17 protein-coding genes are annotated in these 19,075 nt (G+C 68.6%); 6 read left to right on the plus strand and 11 right to left on the minus strand.

Annotated elements, in window-relative coordinates; translation table 11 throughout:
• Window positions 1–329: 329 nt before the first annotated feature.
• Both AB0F43_RS27975 and AB0F43_RS27980 read right to left on the minus strand, forming a co-directional pair.
• On the minus strand, window positions 330–1,049 hold the full coding sequence (locus AB0F43_RS27975; protein ID WP_360483040.1) for a phosphatase PAP2 family protein: 720 nt from the start codon (window positions 1,047–1,049) through the stop codon (window positions 330–332).
• A gap of 174 nt (window positions 1,050–1,223) precedes the next feature.
• The gene (locus AB0F43_RS27980) at window positions 1,224–1,814 is read right to left on the minus strand and encodes a TetR family transcriptional regulator (protein ID WP_360483042.1); all 591 of its coding nucleotides are present in this window, start codon (window positions 1,812–1,814) and stop codon (window positions 1,224–1,226) included.
• A 180-nt stretch (window positions 1,815–1,994) separates the two neighbouring features.
• Here AB0F43_RS27980 and AB0F43_RS27985 point away from each other — a divergent pair, with 180 nt between their 5' ends.
• Complete coding sequence (locus AB0F43_RS27985; protein WP_360483045.1) at window positions 1,995–3,992, plus strand: hypothetical protein; 1,998 nt, start codon at window positions 1,995–1,997, stop codon at window positions 3,990–3,992.
• Here the strand turns inward: AB0F43_RS27985 and AB0F43_RS27990 are convergent.
• Window positions 3,989–4,354: a hypothetical protein gene (locus AB0F43_RS27990; protein ID WP_360483048.1), complete on the minus strand. Its 366-nt coding sequence runs from the start codon at window positions 4,352–4,354 to the stop codon at window positions 3,989–3,991. The genes AB0F43_RS27985 and AB0F43_RS27990 overlap by 4 nt on opposite strands.
• A gap of 152 nt (window positions 4,355–4,506) precedes the next feature.
• On the opposite strand from AB0F43_RS27990, the gene AB0F43_RS27995 reads away from it, so the two are divergent.
• The gene (locus AB0F43_RS27995; RefSeq protein WP_360483051.1) at window positions 4,507–7,041 is read left to right on the plus strand and encodes a polysaccharide lyase family 8 super-sandwich domain-containing protein; all 2,535 of its coding nucleotides are present in this window, start codon (window positions 4,507–4,509) and stop codon (window positions 7,039–7,041) included.
• Here the strand turns inward: AB0F43_RS27995 and AB0F43_RS28000 are convergent.
• The 7 genes from AB0F43_RS28000 to AB0F43_RS28030 form a co-directional block, all read right to left on the minus strand.
• Window positions 7,019–7,495 carry a MarR family transcriptional regulator gene (locus AB0F43_RS28000; protein ID WP_360483054.1) on the minus strand — a complete coding sequence of 159 codons (477 nt, stop codon included), beginning with the start codon at window positions 7,493–7,495 and terminating at the stop codon, window positions 7,019–7,021. The genes AB0F43_RS27995 and AB0F43_RS28000 overlap by 23 nt on opposite strands.
• Complete coding sequence (locus AB0F43_RS28005) at window positions 7,495–8,094, minus strand: DJ-1/PfpI family protein (protein WP_360483056.1); 600 nt, start codon at window positions 8,092–8,094, stop codon at window positions 7,495–7,497. The genes AB0F43_RS28000 and AB0F43_RS28005 overlap by 1 nt, the downstream gene beginning before the upstream one ends.
• 13 nt (window positions 8,095–8,107) lie before the next feature.
• Window positions 8,108–9,283 carry an MFS transporter gene (locus tag AB0F43_RS28010; protein WP_360483059.1) on the minus strand — a complete coding sequence of 392 codons (1,176 nt, stop codon included), beginning with the start codon at window positions 9,281–9,283 and terminating at the stop codon, window positions 8,108–8,110.
• A complete protein-coding gene (locus tag AB0F43_RS28015; protein ID WP_360483062.1) occupies window positions 9,280–10,311 on the minus strand; it encodes a MerR family transcriptional regulator in 1,032 nt (343 codons plus the stop codon). The genes AB0F43_RS28010 and AB0F43_RS28015 overlap by 4 nt, the downstream gene beginning before the upstream one ends.
• 96 nt (window positions 10,312–10,407) lie before the next feature.
• A complete protein-coding gene (locus AB0F43_RS28020; RefSeq protein WP_360483065.1) occupies window positions 10,408–10,926 on the minus strand; it encodes an AAA family ATPase in 519 nt (172 codons plus the stop codon).
• 14 nt (window positions 10,927–10,940) lie between these two features.
• Window positions 10,941–12,095: an anhydro-N-acetylmuramic acid kinase gene (locus AB0F43_RS28025; protein WP_360483068.1), complete on the minus strand. Its 1,155-nt coding sequence runs from the start codon at window positions 12,093–12,095 to the stop codon at window positions 10,941–10,943.
• Window position 12,096: 1 nt separating this feature from the next.
• A complete protein-coding gene (locus AB0F43_RS28030; RefSeq protein WP_360483071.1) occupies window positions 12,097–13,389 on the minus strand; it encodes an MFS transporter in 1,293 nt (430 codons plus the stop codon).
• A gap of 151 nt (window positions 13,390–13,540) precedes the next feature.
• Between AB0F43_RS28030 and AB0F43_RS28035 the strand changes: the two genes are divergently transcribed.
• From AB0F43_RS28035 to AB0F43_RS28045, 3 genes are all read left to right on the plus strand, one after another.
• Window positions 13,541–14,041, plus strand: a complete 501-nt coding sequence (locus tag AB0F43_RS28035; RefSeq protein WP_360483074.1) for a SigE family RNA polymerase sigma factor — start codon at window positions 13,541–13,543, stop codon at window positions 14,039–14,041.
• Window positions 14,038–15,396 (plus strand): hypothetical protein, encoded by a 1,359-nt coding sequence (locus tag AB0F43_RS28040; RefSeq protein WP_360483077.1) that lies wholly within the window; start codon window positions 14,038–14,040, stop codon window positions 15,394–15,396. Before AB0F43_RS28035 ends, AB0F43_RS28040 begins: the two co-directional genes overlap by 4 nt.
• Before the next feature lie 142 nt (window positions 15,397–15,538).
• Window positions 15,539–16,441, plus strand: coding sequence for an endo-beta-N-acetylglucosaminidase H (locus tag AB0F43_RS28045; protein WP_360483080.1), 903 nt, complete (start codon window positions 15,539–15,541; stop codon window positions 16,439–16,441).
• Here AB0F43_RS28045 and AB0F43_RS28050 read toward each other — a convergent pair.
• On the minus strand, window positions 16,438–16,959 hold the full coding sequence (locus tag AB0F43_RS28050; protein WP_360483083.1) for a histidine phosphatase family protein: 522 nt from the start codon (window positions 16,957–16,959) through the stop codon (window positions 16,438–16,440). The genes AB0F43_RS28045 and AB0F43_RS28050 overlap by 4 nt on opposite strands.
• 110 nt (window positions 16,960–17,069) lie before the next feature.
• Between AB0F43_RS28050 and AB0F43_RS28055 the strand changes: the two genes are divergently transcribed.
• Complete coding sequence (locus AB0F43_RS28055) at window positions 17,070–18,929, plus strand: acyl-CoA dehydrogenase (RefSeq protein WP_360483086.1); 1,860 nt, start codon at window positions 17,070–17,072, stop codon at window positions 18,927–18,929.
• Window positions 18,930–19,075 lie beyond the last annotated feature (146 nt).

The following is a 19,075-nucleotide window of genomic DNA, read 5'->3' on the forward strand; positions in this document are numbered from 1 at the left end:
ACCCCAGGTCAGAGGCCAGAAGGTTTCCGACCTGGGGTTCGTCATCTCAGTGACCCACTGCCTGCGCGTGCCCGATGCGACCGGCAACCCCCCATCCTCGTGGTCTGCCGATTGTCAGGACCTGACAAGGCCCGGCCGGCCTGGGCTTCTTGCTCTGCCAGGCCTGGGAAGTTCATCGGGAAGTTGGTTGCCTTGGCACCCTAGTTTCTGACAAGGTGGATTTTCGGCTGGATCAAACGGTTGACTGCGGCAAGGATCAGTCGACGCTTGTCACGGCGCCGGGCTGCCGGACTCGACGTCGCGGCCGACGGCCTTGACCGTGAGGTCGTTCACACCTTCAGCCATGCGGACTGCCGCTCGTCGAAGTCGCGGCCTTTGAACAGTACGCCGACCGCCCTCGTCGCGAACGGATTGGCGATCAGCAGTATCGCGATGACAAGGGTCGCACCGAGTACGGCGCCGGCGAGGACGTCATGCGGATAGTGAACTCCGGCCGCGACCCGCGCCAACCCCGCCGCGGGCGCGAGCGGCAACGCGATCGCGGCCAGCCTGGGTCGGAGCAGTGCGATGCCGACGCCCAGACCTGCCGCGAGGGTGGCGTGGTTGCTGGGAAAGGACCAGTCGCCTATCGCGGGACAGTGAGCGATCACCTCGACACCCGGGAGGACGCGGCAGGGACGTTCCTCGTCGACCACCAACTTCAGCGCCTCACTCACTCCGTACGCGATCACAGTCCCACCACCGACCAGCAGTACGCCGGCAACGGTCCGTGCATCGCGTTGGCGCAGAACCGTCCACACCAGCAACAGCCCCAACACAATCAGCAGACCGTCCCCCGCGACGTCCACCACCGAGCCCACCCAGGGCGGCGCGTCGGCCACAGCCTCGTTGACCTCCCGGAACACAGACGCGGACTCGCCACTCGTCACACGCACCGGCATGGTCGTCCCCAACCCGCCCGGAGAGAGCAGTGCGACGACCACCGCTCCGAAGATCAGTACGCCGATCGACCCCAGCACCCGACGAATTATGTCGTACCTCGATGTCATGGTCCCGACGCTAGGAGCGACGACGACCCGCCACAGTGACCCGAAGTCCTGCCCGACCCCTGACGATCGTCAGGGGTCGTTGCCTGAAGCACCTTGGTGCGCACCGGAGCGCGCCGCCAAGAGCCCGCAGGTTGCGTCCGGGGATGACGTGGACGACCACCGCGGCGGGCAACGTCACTCCTGGGATAGATGAGGCGCGATCGTCAGGTCGAGCTGTTCGGTCAGGAACTCGCTGAGCGAGCCCCAGCCGTTCACCGCCCAGACCTGGAGCGCGCCGCTGAAACAGACAAGGGTGTGGCGGGCGAGCGCCGGTACGTCGGTGTCCGGGCGCAACTCGCCGGCTTTCCGGGCGGCCAGGTAGAGCCGGGCGCAGCTGTCCACGATCGCGGCGGAGTGGGCCAGCGCGTGCCGCCGGAACTCCGGGTCGGCGACGTCGAGTTGCACGAAGCCGAGGCCGTTGCCGGGCTCCTCCCGGTGCTTGATGTGGGCAACCGCCGACAGCACGAAGTCCCGCAGGGTCGCGAGCGGGGAGGTGTTCCGCGCCTCCGCCTCCTCGACCGCGCGGAGCACCATCGCCGGCGACCGAGCGGCCGAGGCGAGCAGCAGGCCGCGCTTCGAACCGAACCGCTGCATCAGCGTCGGCGGGGCCAGTCCAACCCGTTCACCCACGGCGGCAAGGGTCAGTTTCACCGGCCCCGACTCGGCCAGCACCTGGCGCGTCGCGTCCAGGATCGCGTCGTCACTGACCAGCCGCGGCCGGGCCACTCCGATACCTCCGGTTTGTGAATCGCCATTCGCTAATTCATGAGACAGTAACAGATTCTTGTTCAATCAGTTATCCAGGGCGACGGGGAACCGACGGGACCCGAAGAGGGCCCGTGGGCGTAGTCCGTTGCCCGGTCCACCCGCTGCGGGCCGAGCTCGTCGCACAACGGGAGCCTCTTCATGCGTTTCGCCCGCATCGCCCTGGGCCTGTTGCTGACGCTGGCCGGCCTGGTGGTCACGTTCGCCGGAGCCGTCACCGCCTTCTGGCTGGTCGGTCCGGACGACACCATCACGACCGGCAGCCGGCAGTTCACCAGCCAGGGCCTGGCCGTCATCACCGCGCCCGACCTGCTCGACCGGCATGGTCCGACCCTGCACGTCACGGCGACCGGGGACAAACCGGTCTTCGTCGGTGTCGGGCAGGACCTCGACGTCGCGAACTACCTGGCCGGTACGGCGCACACCCGGCTGATCCGGTTCGATCCGCCGACGACGTTCGGCACGCAGGAGACGCGCGGCCGCAGCCCCCGCCTGACGGCGCCCGGAGAGCTCGACTGGTGGGTTGCGCAGGCCGGTGGGCCAGGACAGCAGTCGGTCGCGTGGCCGATCCAGGACGGCCGGTACGACGTGGTCGTGATGAACGCGGACGGGACTCCGGCCGTGGGCGCCGAGGTGCGTTTCGGGGTCGAGGTGGACAGATCGTTCGGGCTCTGCCTGCTGGTGCTGGGCGCGGGCATCCTGGTCCTCACACTGGGCCTGCTGCTGACCTTCCGCCGTCGGCCGGCCGGCGTCCGCGTGCCCGCCGCTGTCGCCATCCAGCCGGCCCAGCCCGGGATCCCGGCCAGGCAGGCGATGATCGCCCAGCCGGAGCCCACGGTGCCCGCGCCGACGGCGCCGGAGCCGACAGAACCGGAGCCGATGTTGCCGGAGCCGATCGCCGCGGCGCCGATGCTGATGACCCCGGCGGCGGTGGCGAAGGCGAAGTCCCCGGCGTTCCTGATCGCGGTCGGCGTCGTCGCCGATGACGACGAGCCCAGGTACGACGACCGCGGGTACGACGAGCGCGAGTACGACGAGTCGCCGTACGAGGTGACGTCGGCTGACGCGTCGTACGAGGTGACGTCGTACGACGAGGAGCCGGCGACTGTGCGGCTGGAGGAGTCGCCGGAGTTCAAGCGCAGCGACGAGGCGGTGCGGAAGACAGCGGCCCTGCTGGCCAGTGGCGCTTTGTTGCTCACGACAACGAGTTGCGGACTGCTGCCGGCCAAGAACAGCGTGGCCGCACCGGAGACCCGCCCGGCGGTCACGCTCGCCGACGCCCAGGCCGTCGTCACCCGGTACAACAAGGTCAACAACCAGGCGAACCAGACCCGTGACGCCAAGCTGGCCGAGACCATCGAGGCGAACCCGACGCTGGCCCAGACCCGCGCCGGGTACCTGATCGGCCGCAAGCTCGACGCGGCCGGAAAGGACAAGACCAAGCCGTTCACCTTCACCGAACCGCAGATCGGCGCGCCCGAGTTCGGGTCGTACCCGATGCGGTTCGTGGTCAGCTCCGGTGTGTCGACCGCTCCCGGCAGCCGCCAGCTCGGCGTCTGGCAGCGCCAAAGCGCCGGTACGCCGTGGCTGCTGACGCACTCGGTCTACCCGCTGAAGACGATGAAGCTCCCGCCGATGGAGGGCCTGCGGACGCCGACCAAGGCCGACCTGGACAAGCTCTACAGCCTGCCCTCGTCGGCCGGCGCCAACCTCGCGGCGTACCTGTCGGGTGGCACGAAGTCGGCCCAGGCCCATCTGTTCCTTCCGTCTCCGGGTACGACGAATCTCCTCGAGCGGCGCGCCAAGTCGAAGGTGGCGGACACCAAGGAGACGTACATCGCGAGCGTCGCCGACACCTTCGAGGTCTCCGGCGAGCCGCTCACCTTCATCACCTCGACCGGCGAAGCCCTGGTCTTCCTCTCGCTGACGGAGCAGTACCTGCAACGGGTCGAGCCGGGCTCCAACGCCTACTGGACCAGCGGCGAGGCTACCGCTTTCAGCAGCATGGTCAAGTACACCCAGACCCTGCACCAGGACTACCTGTACCAGGTCGCCCTGGTCATCCCGACGAAGACAACCGGCAGCGCCATCCGCATCCTCTCCATCGACGGACAGTTGGTCGGAGCCGGAGGTTCCTAGCGCCTGCGCGCCCACAGCCAGCGCCACCGCGGCTGCTCGGTCACCACACAGGCAACCGCAAGAACGGTGACCACGACTGCGACAACCAACGGCCAGGCGACCCAGGAAGCGATGACCGCAGCGACCAGCTGCAGCAACACCAGGGCCACTGTCACGAAGCCGGGCACCGCGACCATCACGCGTGCCTTGTCCCCGGGGGTCTGGAAGACAGTCGGCAGGCCGATCAGCACAACGACGCTCGCGACCGCCAGCGGGATCGAGTAAGGCGCCACTGCCCACGGGGTCGCCACCCAGGCGATCACCTCGGTGGCGAACCGGAGGCCCGAGGCAAGGCGACTGTCAGGTGCGGTCTGCGTCGTCACGGCTGAACGATCCCATGGCCGCGGGGAAGGGCGTAACAGAACCATGGTTCCCGGCAGCTTCCTGAAAGATCAGGTTGTAAGCGGTTGCCGAAGGATAGTTCCGGCTGATTGACTCCACGGGTGAGGTTTTTCCCATCCGCCTGGGAGTATCAGTGGACATCACCCGCCGCCGCCTGCTGTCATTCGTACCCGCCACCGCCCTGCTGACCGCGGTCAACCCCGCCCCGGCCGCCCGCGCCACCGCGGCCGGGACGATGACTGCCATGGAACTCATGGCTGCCGACGCGAGCCAGTTACTCGCCAACGCGGTTGCGATCTATGCCGGTACGCCGGAGTCGAACGGCCGGCCCGAGGTCGCCGCGAAGCTCGCCACCCTGGACGCCACCGCCCGGACCTGGCTCGCCGCGATGGACCGGGCGCAAGCGAACGAGCTGTTCGCGGGCCTCCCCCTCGGCACCAGCGATCCGAATCTGAACGCGTCGTACCAACACCTCTACGAGATCGCGCTCGCGACCAAGCGGCCCGGCCCGGCCTCCGACCTGCAGGGCAACGAGGAGGTCCGCGCCCGCGTCGCCGAGAAGCTCGTCTGGCTGCACGACAACTACTACGGCGACCAGTCCAAGGGGTACTACGGCAACTGGTTCACCTGGGAGATCGGCATCTCCACCCACGTGTCGAAGACGCTCGCTCTCCTGGACGCTCCGGCCGAGCTGGTGGCACGGTACGTCCCCTCGATGGACGCGTACCTGCGCAACGGCAAGGACGGCGACGTCGACCTCGACTCCCGGTTCCACACCGGCGCGAACCTGGTCGACATCACCGCCAACCGCGTCCTCCAGGGCGCGCTGATGGGCGACGACGCGCGGATCCGGAAGGCGTTGCAGGACCAGTTCACCGTGTTCGCGACCATCGATCCGTACAACCTCCAGCACGGCGTCACCGACGGGTATTACGCCGACGGCTCGTTCCTGCAGCACTCGTCCGTCGCCTACACCGGCTCGTACGGGAAGGGCCTGCTCAGCCGGGTGGTCCAGACCATCAAGGTCCTCGCCGGGACCGAGTACGCGCAGGGCGACGACCTGGTCGGCGTGGTCCAGGGCTGGGTCGAGCGCGGGTTCGCGCCGCTGATCTTCGAGGGCTGGATGATGGAGATCGTCAAGGGCCGGGCGGTGTCCCGGACCACCACCGGGTACGCCGACGTGGCGGTCGTGGTGGAGGCGATCGTCGACCTGGCCGACTACGCGACCGGGGACGACGCGGCCCGGCTCAAGTCGTTCGCGAAGTTCACCGCCCAGCCGACGATCAACCCGAACAGCTTCGTCTCACCGGTCAGCATCGCCCGGTTCGCCGACATCAAGGCCGATCCGGCGATCGTGCCGGCCGACCTGAACCCGGCCGCGAGCACCACGGCGTTCAACGCGATGGATCGGACCGTGCACCGGCGGCCCGGGTACGCGTTCGCATTGGCGCGCAACTCGGAGCGGATCAGCAAGTACGAGTACATGAGCGGCGAGAACCTGATGCCGTGGTTCCAGGGCGACGGAGCGCACTACCTCTACCTGGCCGGGCAGGACCAGACCCAGTCGTACGGCATCGACTACTTCACCACGGTTTCGCCGTACGCACTGTCCGGGGTGACCGCGCCGGTCGAGATCCGCAAGACGATCCCGGAGCTGTACGGGACGCCGTACTACGACAACCCGACGCACCCGCTGAACTTCACTCCGTCGTCGGAGTCGCAGAACAAGTACGTCTACTTCCCGACCGGGACCAACGCCCACTCCGGCGGCGCGACCCTCGGTGCCTACGGCGCGGCCGGGTGGGTCCAGTCAAGTGACTTCGCCCACGCCTCCCGCGACATCCTCCCCGACGACTTCGTCGTCTACCGCAACGCCGAGGCGACCAAGTCGTGGTTCATGCTCGACGATGAGATCGTCGTACTCGCCGCGGGTGTCGGTGACGACAGCCGCGCGGTGACGACGACGATCGACACCCGGATCGCGGCTCCCGGTGACGCTGTCGCGATCACCGGCGTACGACGGGACGGCAAGGCCTGGAGCGGGACGGGTACGACGGATCCGCGCTGGTTGCGGTACGTGAACGGCGGAGTGTCGATCGGGTACTACTTCCTGCAGCAGAGTCAGGTGTCGGTCGGCCTGGAGCAGGTGACGCGGAGCCGGCGGGTGGTGCGGACATCGAACCCGGACACCCCCGTGACCAAGCAGGTCTTCGGGCTGACAGTCGCCCAGCCGGCCGGATCCAAGCGGTCGCTCGCCTACGCATTGGTGCCTAACGCAACGGAATCCGGCCTGCGGTCCTACCAGCACGGGCGGGTCGTCGTGCTGTCGAACACTCCGCGGTCACAGGCGATCACGCATCTCGGGTTGGGGTTGACCGGCGCCAACACCTTCGGGCCTGGTCGGCACAACCTTCCCGGTCTGACCATCGACGGGCCGGCGTCGTTGCTGCTGCAAAGGCACCGGGACCGGACGATCACGGTCTCGGCAGCCGACCCGACCACGGCACGCGACACGATCACGGTCAATCTGTGGGCGCAGTACCTGCGACCGGGCTCCGCGGATCCGGGCGTCCAAGTGGTCCGGACGTCGACCGGGACGCGGCTGACGTTCACCACTCACCACCTGTACGGACGGAGTCTGACGGTCAAGCTTCTTCCAGCTTGGTGATCAGGGTCCGCATGGTGGCGAGCGTCGTACGGAGGTCGTCGAGGTCGACGCTGCTGCTGAGCTTGTCGGCCCAGGGATGCTGGGCGACCGAGATCTGCCGGATCGCCCAGTAGCCGGCCTCGGTGCAGGCAAGCAGTTTGGCGCGGCGGTGGGCGGGGTTCGGCCGGTACTCGGCCAGGCCGCGCTCGACCAGGAGGTCGGCGATGCGTTGCACGCCCTGCCGGCTGACGCCCATGATCCGGCCGACCTCGGCGACCGATCGCGGCTCGTCCAGCACACCGCCGAGGACCTGCCACCACGCGGCGGTCAGCCCGCCGTGGGCGGCAAGGTCCTGCGCGGCCTCCATCAGCCTGGCGTTGAGCCGGAAGGTGGCGAGGATGACGTCGGTCAACAGCGCACCACCTTCCGACGCCGGGCCTGGCTTCGGCCAGTCCTTGCGCGGTGGAACAGTCATCAGCCGACGAGCGCCGGGTACGCGGAGGGGTCGGCGCGGTGGAAGACGCCCTCGTACGCGTCCAGCTTCTCCTCCGACGCGAGACCGAGCCGGTGCAGTGCCGCCCGCGCGAACTGGACCGGCGAGTCCGGGCCGGCCGTGATCAGATCGCCGTCGACCACCGCACGCTCGTCCACGTAGTTGTCGCCACCCTGGTAGCCGGTGGCCAGCAGGTACTCCTTCACCGCGCTCGTGTGCTTGCGATCGTCGAGCAGGCCCGCGCGAGCCAGTCCAGCTGTCGCTCCGCAGATCGCCGCCACCGGCACGCCGGCCTCAAGGAACCGCTGCGCCATCTTCGTGAACGCCTCCCCTTCACCTTCGTCCCACCTCGCCGACCCGGCCAGCACCAGCAGATCGGCTTGGTCCGGATCGAGGTCCGCCAGCACCATGTCCGGCACGATTCGCAACCCACCCATCGTCGTTACCGGCTCAGCCGACTCGGCCACCGTCACGATGTTCCACTGCTCCCCGGTGAACCGCCCGGTCCGCAACTCGACCAGCAGATGCCCGATCTCCCAGTCCGCCCACGTCTCGTACACACCCACATAAGCTGTTCGCATAGACAACATACTGTCATTTCGACAACGTGTTGTCAAGCTTCCCTTCGAGGCGGAAGAGGATCAGGCCGGCGAGGGCGGTAGAGGTGGCGGAGAGGAGCAGCGCGTGGTCGAGGTCGAGTGCTGCCAGGAGATTGGTGGCGGCGATCAGCGGGATTGTCTGGGCGAGACTCAGGAGCGACTGCAGGCGAGTCAGGTGGGATCGCGGCGTACTGCGGATGAAGAGCGGGGCCAAGTGGGAGGTGAAGAGGCCGACGCCGATGCCCTGGATGACGGCGGCCGCGGTTGCCGGCCAGGCGGACGAGGTCAGCGCGAGGCTGGTGATGCCGACGGCTGCGAACAGGCAGCCGACGCCGGCGACCAGGCCGGACCGCTCGAACGTGCCGAAGCGGGCGACCGCAAGGGTGACGAGCAGGCTGCCGGTGACGGTCGCGCCGACGACGAGGCCGGTGTGGAACGCGGACCAGCCGTGCGTCCGGGCCAACAGCGGCACACACAACGACGTCACAGGCAGCACGAACGCCGCGACCAACGCGACCACCAGCAGCACAGACCGGAGCACCGGATCCGCCCACGCCACCCGGATCCCGTCGGCCGCCTGCCGCATGACCGACTTCCGGTCCGGCTCGGGCTTCACGTCGTACGGCGGTCTGATCACCAGCAGGACCAGGAACAGTACGGCGAACGTGACGCCGTCGATCGTGAGTGCACCGACCAGGCCGACGGATGCGACAAGCAGTCCGCCGATCGGGCCGCCGGCGAGTCTGACGAGCTGAGTGGCCGACGTACCCAAGGCCATCGCCTTCGGTAGTTCGTCGTCCGTCACGAACAGCCGCGGCAGCGCCCCGGCCGCCGGGAGGGCGAACGCGTCGACCGTGCCGATGACGGCCGCGGTAAGGATCAACAGGGCGGCCGAGGTACCGGCGAGTGCCACGGCACCGGCCAGCCCGAAGCAGCACCCGGCAACGAGGGTGGAGCAGATCAGGAGGACGCGGCGGGGACCCCAGCGGTCGCCGAGGACGCCACCGAGTAGCAGGAGAACGGCGCGCGGCAGGGTGAACGCGGTCAGCACCAGCCCCGCGACCTGTGGGGCGATCCCGGTCGCCGCCCAGCCGAGCGCGAAGAACAGCGCGCTGTCGCCGAACGCCGAAAGTGTGGAGCCTGCCAGCCAGCCGTAGTAGCCGCGTTTCACCCGTCCAGCCGGACGGGCATCACCAGGGTGGTGAACGTGCCTTGATCGGCCGAGCGTACGACGACCGGCCGGTCCTGGGCGCAGATCTCGAGCAGTACGTCGGGACCGACACTCGCTTCCAAGGCCGCCGCCAGCAACGACGCGGTGAACCCGATCCTCGTCGAGCCCGAGCCGATGACCTCGAGCCTCGTCTCGTCATCGATCCGCAACTCCGCCGAATCGATGTCGAAGGCAACAACCTCGCGCCCTTCCAGTGCGGCTCGCAACGCTGTCCGATCCACCACCACCCGGCACTCCGGCGGTGTCAGCCCGTCCAGGATCACGTCGTACGCCGGATACTCGCCCGAGACCACGGTGAGATCGCGCGCATCCCCGTCCCGCACGATCGCCGCTCCGTCTGGGCCGGTCTCGATCCGCACGAGCTCACCGGCGGCGACCCACCTGCTCAACCCGCTCAGCTCCGACGCCGGGACCATCAACCGCGCCGGCGCCCCACTGAACTCGACCGGCTGCACCGTCCGCATCGCCAACCGATACCGGTCGGTCGCCACGAAGGTGACCTCATCCGACCCGAGCTCAACCAGTACACACTCCAGCACCCCCGCCCACTCCTCCGATTCCGAGCCGGAGGTAGTGGCTGCGGCCGGGGTGACTTGGCGGAGGGCGCTGGCCAGCTCTGGGCCGCCGAGGACTGCGACGGTTCGGTCGGCCTGCAGCTGGGTGAGGAGGTGGTCGGCGGCCGCGCGGGCGGCGGCGGTTTTGGCCTCGACGGTGCGCAGGTGAGCGCGGACGACGGCGGCGAGCTCGGCCGGGTCCGCGTCGAGAGCGGTGCGGACCTCGGCGAGCGGGAGATCGATCTCGCGAAGGTCCCGCAACAACCGGGCCCGGGCTTCCTGCGAGGGGGTGTAGTAGCGGTAGCCGTTGGTCTCGTCGACCGAGGCGGGCGGGAGTACGCCGCAGTCGTCGTAGAAGCGCAGTGCGCTGGGCGCCAGCCCCACCAGCCGGGCGAACTCGCTGATCGTGAACATGCCCCCGACCCTCCCCCCTGCACCAACTCGAAGGTCAAACCCGGCCTTTCCGGAAGATCACTGCCAGCTGGCGCAAACTGGGTTCCGGAAAGGTGGTCAACTTCGCAGCCGGCCCCAGAGGCCGAGGGTCTTGCCCAGGCGTTCGCCGCGGATCCATTCCAGGATGCTTCGGGCGGAGCGCTCCGGTGAGACATCACCGCGGACCGAGCGCGGTACGAGTTTGCGGATCTCGGCGGCGTCCGCGAGTGCCTCCTCGATCTGCGCCTCCGGCCAACCACGCCCGGCCAGCCGCTTCCGCCGTTCGGCGTCCGGGATGTCCAGATGCAGCCACCGCCCCTCGGGTAACTCCGGCGGCAGCGTCGGCGTCAGCAGCAGAACCGGAATCCCGGATCGGCGGATCAGTTCGGTGATCCGCAACCACAGCGCGTTGTACGCCGGCCAGATCGGTGCCGCTGTCGGACTGGCGATGTCGATCCCGAGCAACCGGCCGTGATCGTCCAGCAACTCGTCCATGTCCATCACGATCATGTTCCCCGGACTCAGCCGCACCAGCTCCGGAACCACCGTCGACTTCCCGGAACCGGGCGCACCCGTCACCACGAAGAGCCTTGTCACAGGAACAGTGTCGGTCACTCGATCGTGAGACTCACCGGCGGTCGGGCGTCTGCCGGAACAATCGGCAATCCGCGAGCCCCGGGAGTGATCGACCCGAGCACACTCGGGTGCCGCGCCCCCGTGCAACTGGGCACCGTCCCACCCAGTCCGTTCACGGTCAGAAACCCGAGTACGGCGAACGCGTACGCCTCCTTCGCCGCCGAAGGCAACCCCAGCTCATCAGTACTGCGCAACGGCACCGCCCCGAGCTCCGACGCCAACTGATGCATCAGCACCGGGTTGCGGATACCCCCACCGGACGCGATCACCTCGGTCCCGCCGTACCGCCGTACGGCGTCCGCGACGGTCCGCGCGGTCAGCCACGTCACCGTCGCCACCAGATCGTCGGCCGGGATCTCCGGCAACCCCTCGAGCGCACGGGCGAGATAGCCGAGGTTGAACAGTTCCTTGCCCGTGCTCTTCGGCGCCGGCCGGCCGTAGTACGGCTCCGCCAGCAACCGATCGAGCAACTCCCCGTGCACCCGTCCGCGCCCGGCCATCGCCCCGTCCACGTCGTACGGCCGACCGGTCAGCTCGGTCACCAGCGCGTCGATCAGGGCGTTCGCCGGCCCGGTGTCGAACGCGACCGGCTCACCGTGCACCACGGTGATGTTCGCGATCCCGCCGAGATTCAGCGCGATCGGCACACCGGGCCGCCCGCGCAGCCAGAGCACATCGATGATGCTCACCAGCGGCGCACCCTGCCCGCCGGCGGCCACGTCGCGAGCCCGTAGATCCGACACGACCGTCGTCCCGGTCGCCTCCGCGATCCAGGCCGGCTGGCCGAGTTGCAGCGTCCCCCGGACCGTACCGCCGTCGACCCAGTGGAACACCGTCTGACCGTGCGACACGATCAGATCGGCGGACCCGCCACACAGCTGCCCGACCGCCTGCCGCGCGACCTCCGCGAACGCCTGCCCGATCCCGGTGTCCAGCCGGCACACCTGCTCCATCGACGTACTGGCCGGTGGCAACGACCCGGCCAGCTCGTCGCGGATCCCGGACGGGTAGGGCTGGCTCAGCAGACCGAGCGGGGTCAGCACCAGCCGGTCCCCGTCGAACCGCAGGTCCGCCGCGGCGGCGTCGATCGCGTCGTACGACGTCCCGGACATCAGGCCGATGACACGCATGTCAGTCCCGCAGCTCCCGTCGGTGGTCGTCCCCACGCAAGGTCAGCAACGCGACCACACTCACCGCACACGTCACGACCACGTAGTACGCCGGGATGTCGATGTTCTTGGTGCGCTTGATCAGCTCGGTGATGATGAGCCCGGCCGAGCCGGAGAACACCGCGTTGGACAGCGAGTACGCCAGCCCGAGCCCGGTATAGCGGGCCCTGGTCGGGAACATCTCCGCCAGCATCGCCGGACCGGGCCCTGCCATCAGCCCGACCACCAGACCGGCCGCGAACACCGCGAGCCCCTTGGCCGCGTTCCCGGCCTCCTTGTCCTGCAGCAGGTTCATCAACGGGAACGCCAGTACGACGACCAGCGCCGCGCCGGTCACCATCACCGGTCGCCGCCCGATCCGGTCGCTCAGCCGGCCGGCAGGCAGGATCGACGCGGCGAATCCGGCGTTCGCCAGCACCGTCGCGACCAGGGCCTGCTGGAACGTCGCGTTCAACGTGGCCTGCAGGTACGACGGCATCACCACAAGGAAGGTGTAACCGGCCGCCGACCAGCCCATCAGCCGTCCGATGCCGAGGGCAATGGCCTTGGCGACCTCACCCGCACCGGCGGGTCGCGGTTCGGTCGTCCGCACCCGTTCGAAGTTCGGCGTCTCGTCGAGCCGAAGCCGCAGCCACAGGGCGACCAGCCCGAGCGGCAACGCGAGCAGGAACGGCACCCGCCAGCCCCAGTCGGTCAGCGCCTCCTTGCTCAGCACCGTGGCCAGGGTCGCCGCGAGTCCCGCGCCCGCGAGCAGTCCGAGGGCGACCGTGAACGACTGCCAGGCGCCGTACAGCCCGCGCTTCGTCTTCGGCGCGAACTCGGTCATGATCGACACCGCGCCGCCGAACTCACCACCCGCCGACAACCCCTGCAGAGCTCGCACCAGCGTCAGCAACCACGGCGCCGCCGCCCCGACGGTCGCGTACGTCGGCAAGACGCCGATCAGCGTGGTCGACCCCGTCATCAGCAGCAGGACCAGGATCAGCGTCGGGCGCCGGCCGATCCGGTCACCGACCCGGCCGAACACGGCCGCGCCGATCGGCCGGAAGAAGAACGCCAGCGCGAACGAGGCGTACGTCTTGATCAGGCTCTCGGCGTCGCTGGTCGACGTACTGCTGAAGAAGTTCGCCGCGATCACGGTCGCGAAGAAGCCGTAGGCGCCGAACTCGTACCATTCGACGAAGTTGCCGACCGTCCCGGCCACCAGCGACCGCCTGGTGCGCGTGGTGTCCACCTGACCGGTTGTTGTGCTCATCGGGTCCTCCAAGTCAAAGGGCCCCCGTAAGTTTTTCCCACCCCCGCGATCATCTTCGTCCATAACTTCCCAGCAGGGCGACCCCGAATGCAACCTTCCAGGTACGGACGGTGTCTAGGCAGTACCACATCAGTTGACCGAGGAGGGGCGGATGGTCACCCGCGGTGACGATTTCGACGATTTCGTCCGGGGCAGCTCGACCCGGCTGCTCCGGACCGCCGTTCTGCTCACCGGCGACCGCGCGGCGGCCGAGGACCTCGTCCAGGAGATGTTCGAGCGCCTGTACGTCAAATGGCGCCGGATCCACGGCGCACCCGAGGCCTACGCCCGTAAGACGCTCGCCAACCTGGCCGCCAACCGGTGGCGGAGCAAGGGCCGCAGACCCGAGGTCGCCTTGGCCGACCTGCATGATCGGGGCACCCCGGACGGGACCGAGGGCTTCGCCGTCCGCGACCAACTGCTGACCGCGCTCCAGGAGCTCCCGCCGCGGCAACGCGCGGTCGTCGTCCTGCGGTACTACGAAGACCTGACCGAAGCGCAGACCGCCGAGGCGCTCGGCTGTTCCCTCGGCACCGTGAAGAGCCAGGCCTCCCGCGCCCTCGACCGGCTCCGCCTGATCACCGAACCCGCCATCCTGGAAGGACTCCGATGACCGAGACCGAACTCAAGCAGCGGCTCAGCGCCGGCGTCGACGACATCGAAGCGCCCTCGGATCTGCTCGACCGGGCCCGGGTGGGTGGCGCCCGGCGACTCCGGCGGCGCCGTCTCCTCGCCCTAACCACCACCACCCTCGCCGTGGCCGCCGTCGGCGGCGCCGCGGTCGCCGGGCCGACCCTGCTCGAGCTGGTCCAGAACGACACGCCTGCCGCGGCGCCGGTCGCGAACGACCCGTACGGCTTCCTGATGAGGACCCCGGCCCGCGGTGACCTGGCCGACGACCAGGCCTACCTGGACCAGGTCCTCACGGTCTGGCGCACGACCCACCGCACGTCGGAGAACTACGACCGCGGCATCTTCGACCGGATGCGCGGCGAACCGAAGGTGTACTGGGCCGGCAACACACCGGCCGGCCGGGTCGCGATCGTGGCGCAGTACTCCGACCTGCGGCACCACTCCAACATCCAGCTCGACCGCGAAGGCGTCCACACCCTCGTCGGCTTCGTTGCCGACGGCAAGGATGGCAAGCCTGTCGTGATCGCTGACGCCTATCCGGCACCCGGCGTCGGCCTGGTGACCGCAGCCATCGCAAAGAAGGGCGACGCCAGGGCGCTCGTCGTCCTGGACACCGGCAAGAAGACCGGCTGGTCCGCGGGCCGGACGTACGACGAGGAGGGCGGCAGCGGACGCGTCTACACGCCACTGCGCTTCAAGGACGGCGTCAGCATCGTGGAACTCGCGAAGGACACCGACCTCGGCAAGGTCGTCATCAGCCCACTTCCGGCGACGAACTTCACCAACCAGTGGATCGCGAACGGCGGTCTCAACGCCGCCCGACCCGAACAGTCCGGCGGCGACCAGCGGCTGTGGACCGACTTCCCCGAACTGGCGTTCTGGCCGATGACCGCGAACGCGGAGAAGCTGCGCGACACGGCGGCCGACCAGTTCGAAGCCGTGCTCGAGCCCGTGACCGACAAGAACTACTACTCGAAGGCGCACTCGATCTGGACCGGGTACGGCGTGACCGCCGACGGGAGCGCGGTGTTCATCGGTGAGCAGGCACTCGACAACGACCCGACCCGCGTCTACGCCGTACTCAGGCCCAAGTCCGGCAAGGCCACCATCGTCCCCGGCGGCGTCCCCGACCGGAACACCGTGCTGCCGGTGTCGATCAAGCTCCCCGGAGACCAGGGCTGGGCGGTCGCGCGCCGCAACGCCCAACTGTCCTACCGGTACGACGGCGGCGCCTGGAGCCCGGCGCGGTCGAACGCGCTCGTGGTCCCGGCCGGCGCGAAGGCGGAGGTGAAGGTCGACAGCGACGGCAGGTCCGAGATCGTCACTCTGCGCTGACGACATCTTGACAGTGGGTCCCGGCCATCCGATGATCGGGTCGCTATACCGGTTTATCTCTTCTCGCCGCCTGGGCTACCACCAGGCGGCGAGAGCGACTTAACCGATATAGCAACCCGCCCCGATGACGAGGAGTCGATCGATGAGTGCACCGCTCATGCGCAGAAGGACCCTGCTGTCAGCCCTGGCCGCGACCACCGCCGGTGTCGCGGTCCCCGGCACCGCCCACGCGAGGCCGCGCCCGCGGGCGAAGACCGGACCGATCTCGGTTGTCTACGTCGAGGTCAACAACGAGAGCATGACGAACGCCGCCAAGTACACACTCGCCAAGGGCGGCGCGCAGGTGTTCGACATCGCGGTCATCTTCGCGGCCAACATCAACTACGACGGGACGAACGCGTACCTGCACTTCAACGAGAACGTGCAGAACGTGCTCGACAACGTGGCGACCGAGGTCCGGCCGCTGCAGCAGAAGGGCATCAAGGTCCTGCTGTCCATCCTCGGCAACCACCAGGGCGCCGGCTTCGCGAACTTTCCGAGCCAGCAGACCGCCGACGCGTTCGCCCAGCAGCTCGCCGACGCGGTCAACCAGTACGGGCTCGACGGCATCGACTTCGACGACGAGTACGCCGAGTACGGCAACAACGGCACCGGCCAGCCGAACGACTACTCGTTCGTCTACCTCGTCTCGGCGCTGCGCCAGAAGCTGCCGAACAAGATCATCACGCTCTACGACATCGGCCCGGCCTCGGACCGCCTGAGCTACAACGGCGTGAGCGTCGCCAACACCTTCGACTATGCCTGGAACCCGTACTACGGCACCTGGGCCGTGCCGAGCGGCCCGAGCGACAAGTCGCGCCTCTCCCCGGCCGCCGTGTCGTTCACCGCCACCAGCTCCACCACCGCGGCGAACCTCGCCCAGCGCACGGTCAGCGAGGGGTACGGCGTCTTCCTCACCTACAACCTGACCTCGGCGAACACGGCAGGCTACATCTCGGCGTTCACCAACAAGCTCTACGGCAGCGCCGCCGTCTACACCCCCTAAAGCACGTACTCCCAGCCTGGTCGCCAGTCGAACGGAGCGGTGATCAGGTCTTCGAGGGAAGCGCGACTGCCCAGGAGGTGCTCGAAGGACCACCGGTTCGCCGAGTGCGCGACCACGAGTACCACCTGGCCGTCGTGCCAGCGCTTGACGTCCGCCAGGAACGATCGGGTCAGCTCCACCACATCCCAGTAGCTCTGGCCACCGGGGAAGGGCTTGTGCACGCGGTCCACCCGCGGGTCGAGCGCCTCGGTGGGCGCTCCGTTCAGGACGCCGTAGTTGCACTCGCGCAGGCGCCAGTCCTGTAGATGGGGCACCGTCAGGCCGGACAACTCGACCGTCTGCACGGCTCGGCGCAGGTCCGAACTGAACACGACATCAACGTCCTGCCGCCGCGGACCGATCTCCTGGGCCAGTCGGCACCCCTGCTCCGACAGCTGGCCGGGCAGCCACCCGGTCGCGATTCCCCGCTCATTGTCGAGCGTGATCGAGTGCGTCTCGTAGATCAGCCTGAGCGTCACCCGGACAGTCTCCTGGATCACCTCACCGGAAAAGCACCTTTGCCTTCGTTACCCGTGGGTATATACTTAAGTTACTCGTGAGTACTGCGCTGAAGAGGTAGGGGAACCCTGTGAGCCACTACAAGTCGAATCTGCGGGACATCGAGTTCAACCTGCTCGAGGTTCTGGGCCGGGACGAGGTGCTCGGGCAGGGCCCGTACGCCGAGATGGACGTCGACACCGCCCGGGAGGTGCTGGCCGAGATAGACCGGCTGGCCAAGCACGAGCTGGCGGAGTCGTTCACCGAGTCCGACCGCAACCCGCCGGTCTTCGACGCCGAGGCGCACGAGGTGCGGATGCCGGAGGCGTTCAAGAAGAGCTACCACGCCTACATGGACGCCGAGTGGTACAAGCTCGAGCTGCCGGCCGAGCTGGGTGGTCAGCCGACGCCGCCGTCGCTGCGCTGGGCCGCCGCCGAGCTGGTGCTGGGCGCCAACCCGCCGGTGCACATGTACGCCGCCGGCCCCAACTTCGCGCACGTGCTCTGGCGCAACGGCACCGAGCGGGACAAGAAGATCGCCCACCACATCATCGAGCGCGGCTGGGGCGCCACCATGGTGCTGACCGAGCCGGACGCCGGTTCCGACGTGGGCGCCGGCCGGACCAAGGCCACCCTGCAGGAGGACGGCAGCTGGCACATCGAGGGTGTCAAGCGGTTCATCACCTCGGGTGAGCACGACCTGACCGAGAACATCGTCCACCTGGTGCTGGCCCGGCCGCAGGGGATCGAGGGTGTCGGCGGTCCCGGGACCAAGGGCCTGAGCCTGTTCGTCGTACCGAAGTACCACTTCGACCTCGAGACCGGCGAGCTGACCGGGGAGCGCAACGGCGCCTTCGTCACGAACGTCGAGAAGAAGATGGGCATCAAGGTGTCCACCACCTGCGAGATCACCTTCGGCGACGGCACGCCGGCCAAGGGCTGGCTGCTCGGCGAGGTCCACGACGGGATCGCGCAGATGTTCCAGGTGATCGAGTACGCGCGGATGATGGTCGGCACCAAGGCGATCGCGACCCTGTCGACCGGCTACCTGAACGCGCTCGAGTACGCCAAGGAGCGGGTCCAGGGCGCCGATCTGACTCAGCCGGCCAAGGACGCGCCGCGGGTCACCATCACCCACCACCCGGACGTCCGGCGCTCGCTGCTGACGCAGAAGGCCTACGCCGAGGCGCTGCGGGCGCTGGTCCTGTTCACCGCGACGTACCAGGACCGTGCCGAGCAGGCCCGGTACGCCGGTGAGGCCGACGAGCTGGCCGAGCGGGTGAACGACCTGCTGCTGCCGCTGGTCAAGGGGTACGGCTCGGAGAAGTCGTGGACGCTGCTCGGCACCGAGTCGCTGCAGACCTTCGGCGGCTCCGGCTTCCTGCAGGAGTACCCGATCGAGCAGTACGTGCGGGACGCCAAGATCGACACGCTGTACGAGGGCACCACGGCGATCCAGGGCCAGGACCTGTTCTTCCGCAAGATCATCAAGGACCAGGGCAAGGCGCTGGGCCACCTGGCCGAGCAGATCCAGGACTTCGTCGCCTCCGAGGCCGGCAACGGCCGGCTGAAGGAGGAGCGGGCGCTGCTGGCCAAGGGCCTGGAGGACACGCAGAAGATCCTCGGGGTGATGGGCCAGGCGCTGATGGCGAGCAACCCGCAGGCTGAGAACGGTGACCCGCGCAACATCTACAAGGTCGGCCTGAACACGTCCCGGCTGCTGTACGTGCTGGGTGACGTGGTCTGCTCCTGGCTGATGCTGCGGCAGGCCGAGGTCGCGCTGAACAAGCTCGGCGGCGAGCTGTCCCCGGCCGAGCAGGACTTCTACACCGGCAAGGTCGCCGCGGCGCAGTGGTTCGTCCGGTCGACGATGCCGTCGGTCCGCGCCGAGCGGGTCAAGGCCGAGCTGACCGATCTGGACGTGATGGATCTGCCCGAATCGGCGTTCTGACCCCCGGCTCCTCCGGCTCGATCACTTGCGCGGATCGAGCCGGAGGCTGACCGATTCACGGGGCAGCTGGATCTGCCCCGCGATCTGCCCTGGTGAGGAACCAGTCCATAGACCAACGTTTCTGCCCGTGGCACCACAGCGACCCT

The organism is Kribbella sp. NPDC023972 (genome assembly GCF_040639075.1).
Classification (GTDB): domain Bacteria; phylum Actinomycetota; class Actinomycetes; order Propionibacteriales; family Kribbellaceae; genus Kribbella.

What these genes read in the sequence shown, in the direction of transcription:
- AB0F43_RS27975 (WP_360483040.1), bottom strand. Translation starts at nt 1,049, where the DNA reads ATGACATCGAGGTACGACATAATTCGTCGGGTGCTGGGGTCGATCGGC.
- AB0F43_RS27985 (WP_360483045.1), top strand. Translation starts at nt 1,995, where the DNA reads ATGCGTTTCGCCCGCATCGCCCTGGGCCTGTTGCTGACGCTGGCCGGC.
- AB0F43_RS28000 (WP_360483054.1), bottom strand. Translation starts at nt 7,495, where the DNA reads ATGACTGTTCCACCGCGCAAGGACTGGCCGAAGCCAGGCCCGGCGTCG.
- AB0F43_RS28005 (WP_360483056.1), bottom strand. Translation starts at nt 8,094, where the DNA reads ATGCGAACAGCTTATGTGGGTGTGTACGAGACGTGGGCGGACTGGGAG.
- AB0F43_RS28015 (WP_360483062.1), bottom strand. Translation starts at nt 10,311, where the DNA reads ATGTTCACGATCAGCGAGTTCGCCCGGCTGGTGGGGCTGGCGCCCAGC.
- AB0F43_RS28025 (WP_360483068.1), bottom strand. Translation starts at nt 12,095, where the DNA reads ATGCGTGTCATCGGCCTGATGTCCGGGACGTCGTACGACGCGATCGAC.
- AB0F43_RS28030 (WP_360483071.1), bottom strand. Translation starts at nt 13,389, where the DNA reads ATGAGCACAACAACCGGTCAGGTGGACACCACGCGCACCAGGCGGTCG.
- AB0F43_RS28035 (WP_360483074.1), top strand. Translation starts at nt 13,541, where the DNA reads ATGGTCACCCGCGGTGACGATTTCGACGATTTCGTCCGGGGCAGCTCG.
- AB0F43_RS28040 (WP_360483077.1), top strand. Translation starts at nt 14,038, where the DNA reads ATGACCGAGACCGAACTCAAGCAGCGGCTCAGCGCCGGCGTCGACGAC.
- AB0F43_RS28045 (WP_360483080.1), top strand. Translation starts at nt 15,539, where the DNA reads ATGAGTGCACCGCTCATGCGCAGAAGGACCCTGCTGTCAGCCCTGGCC.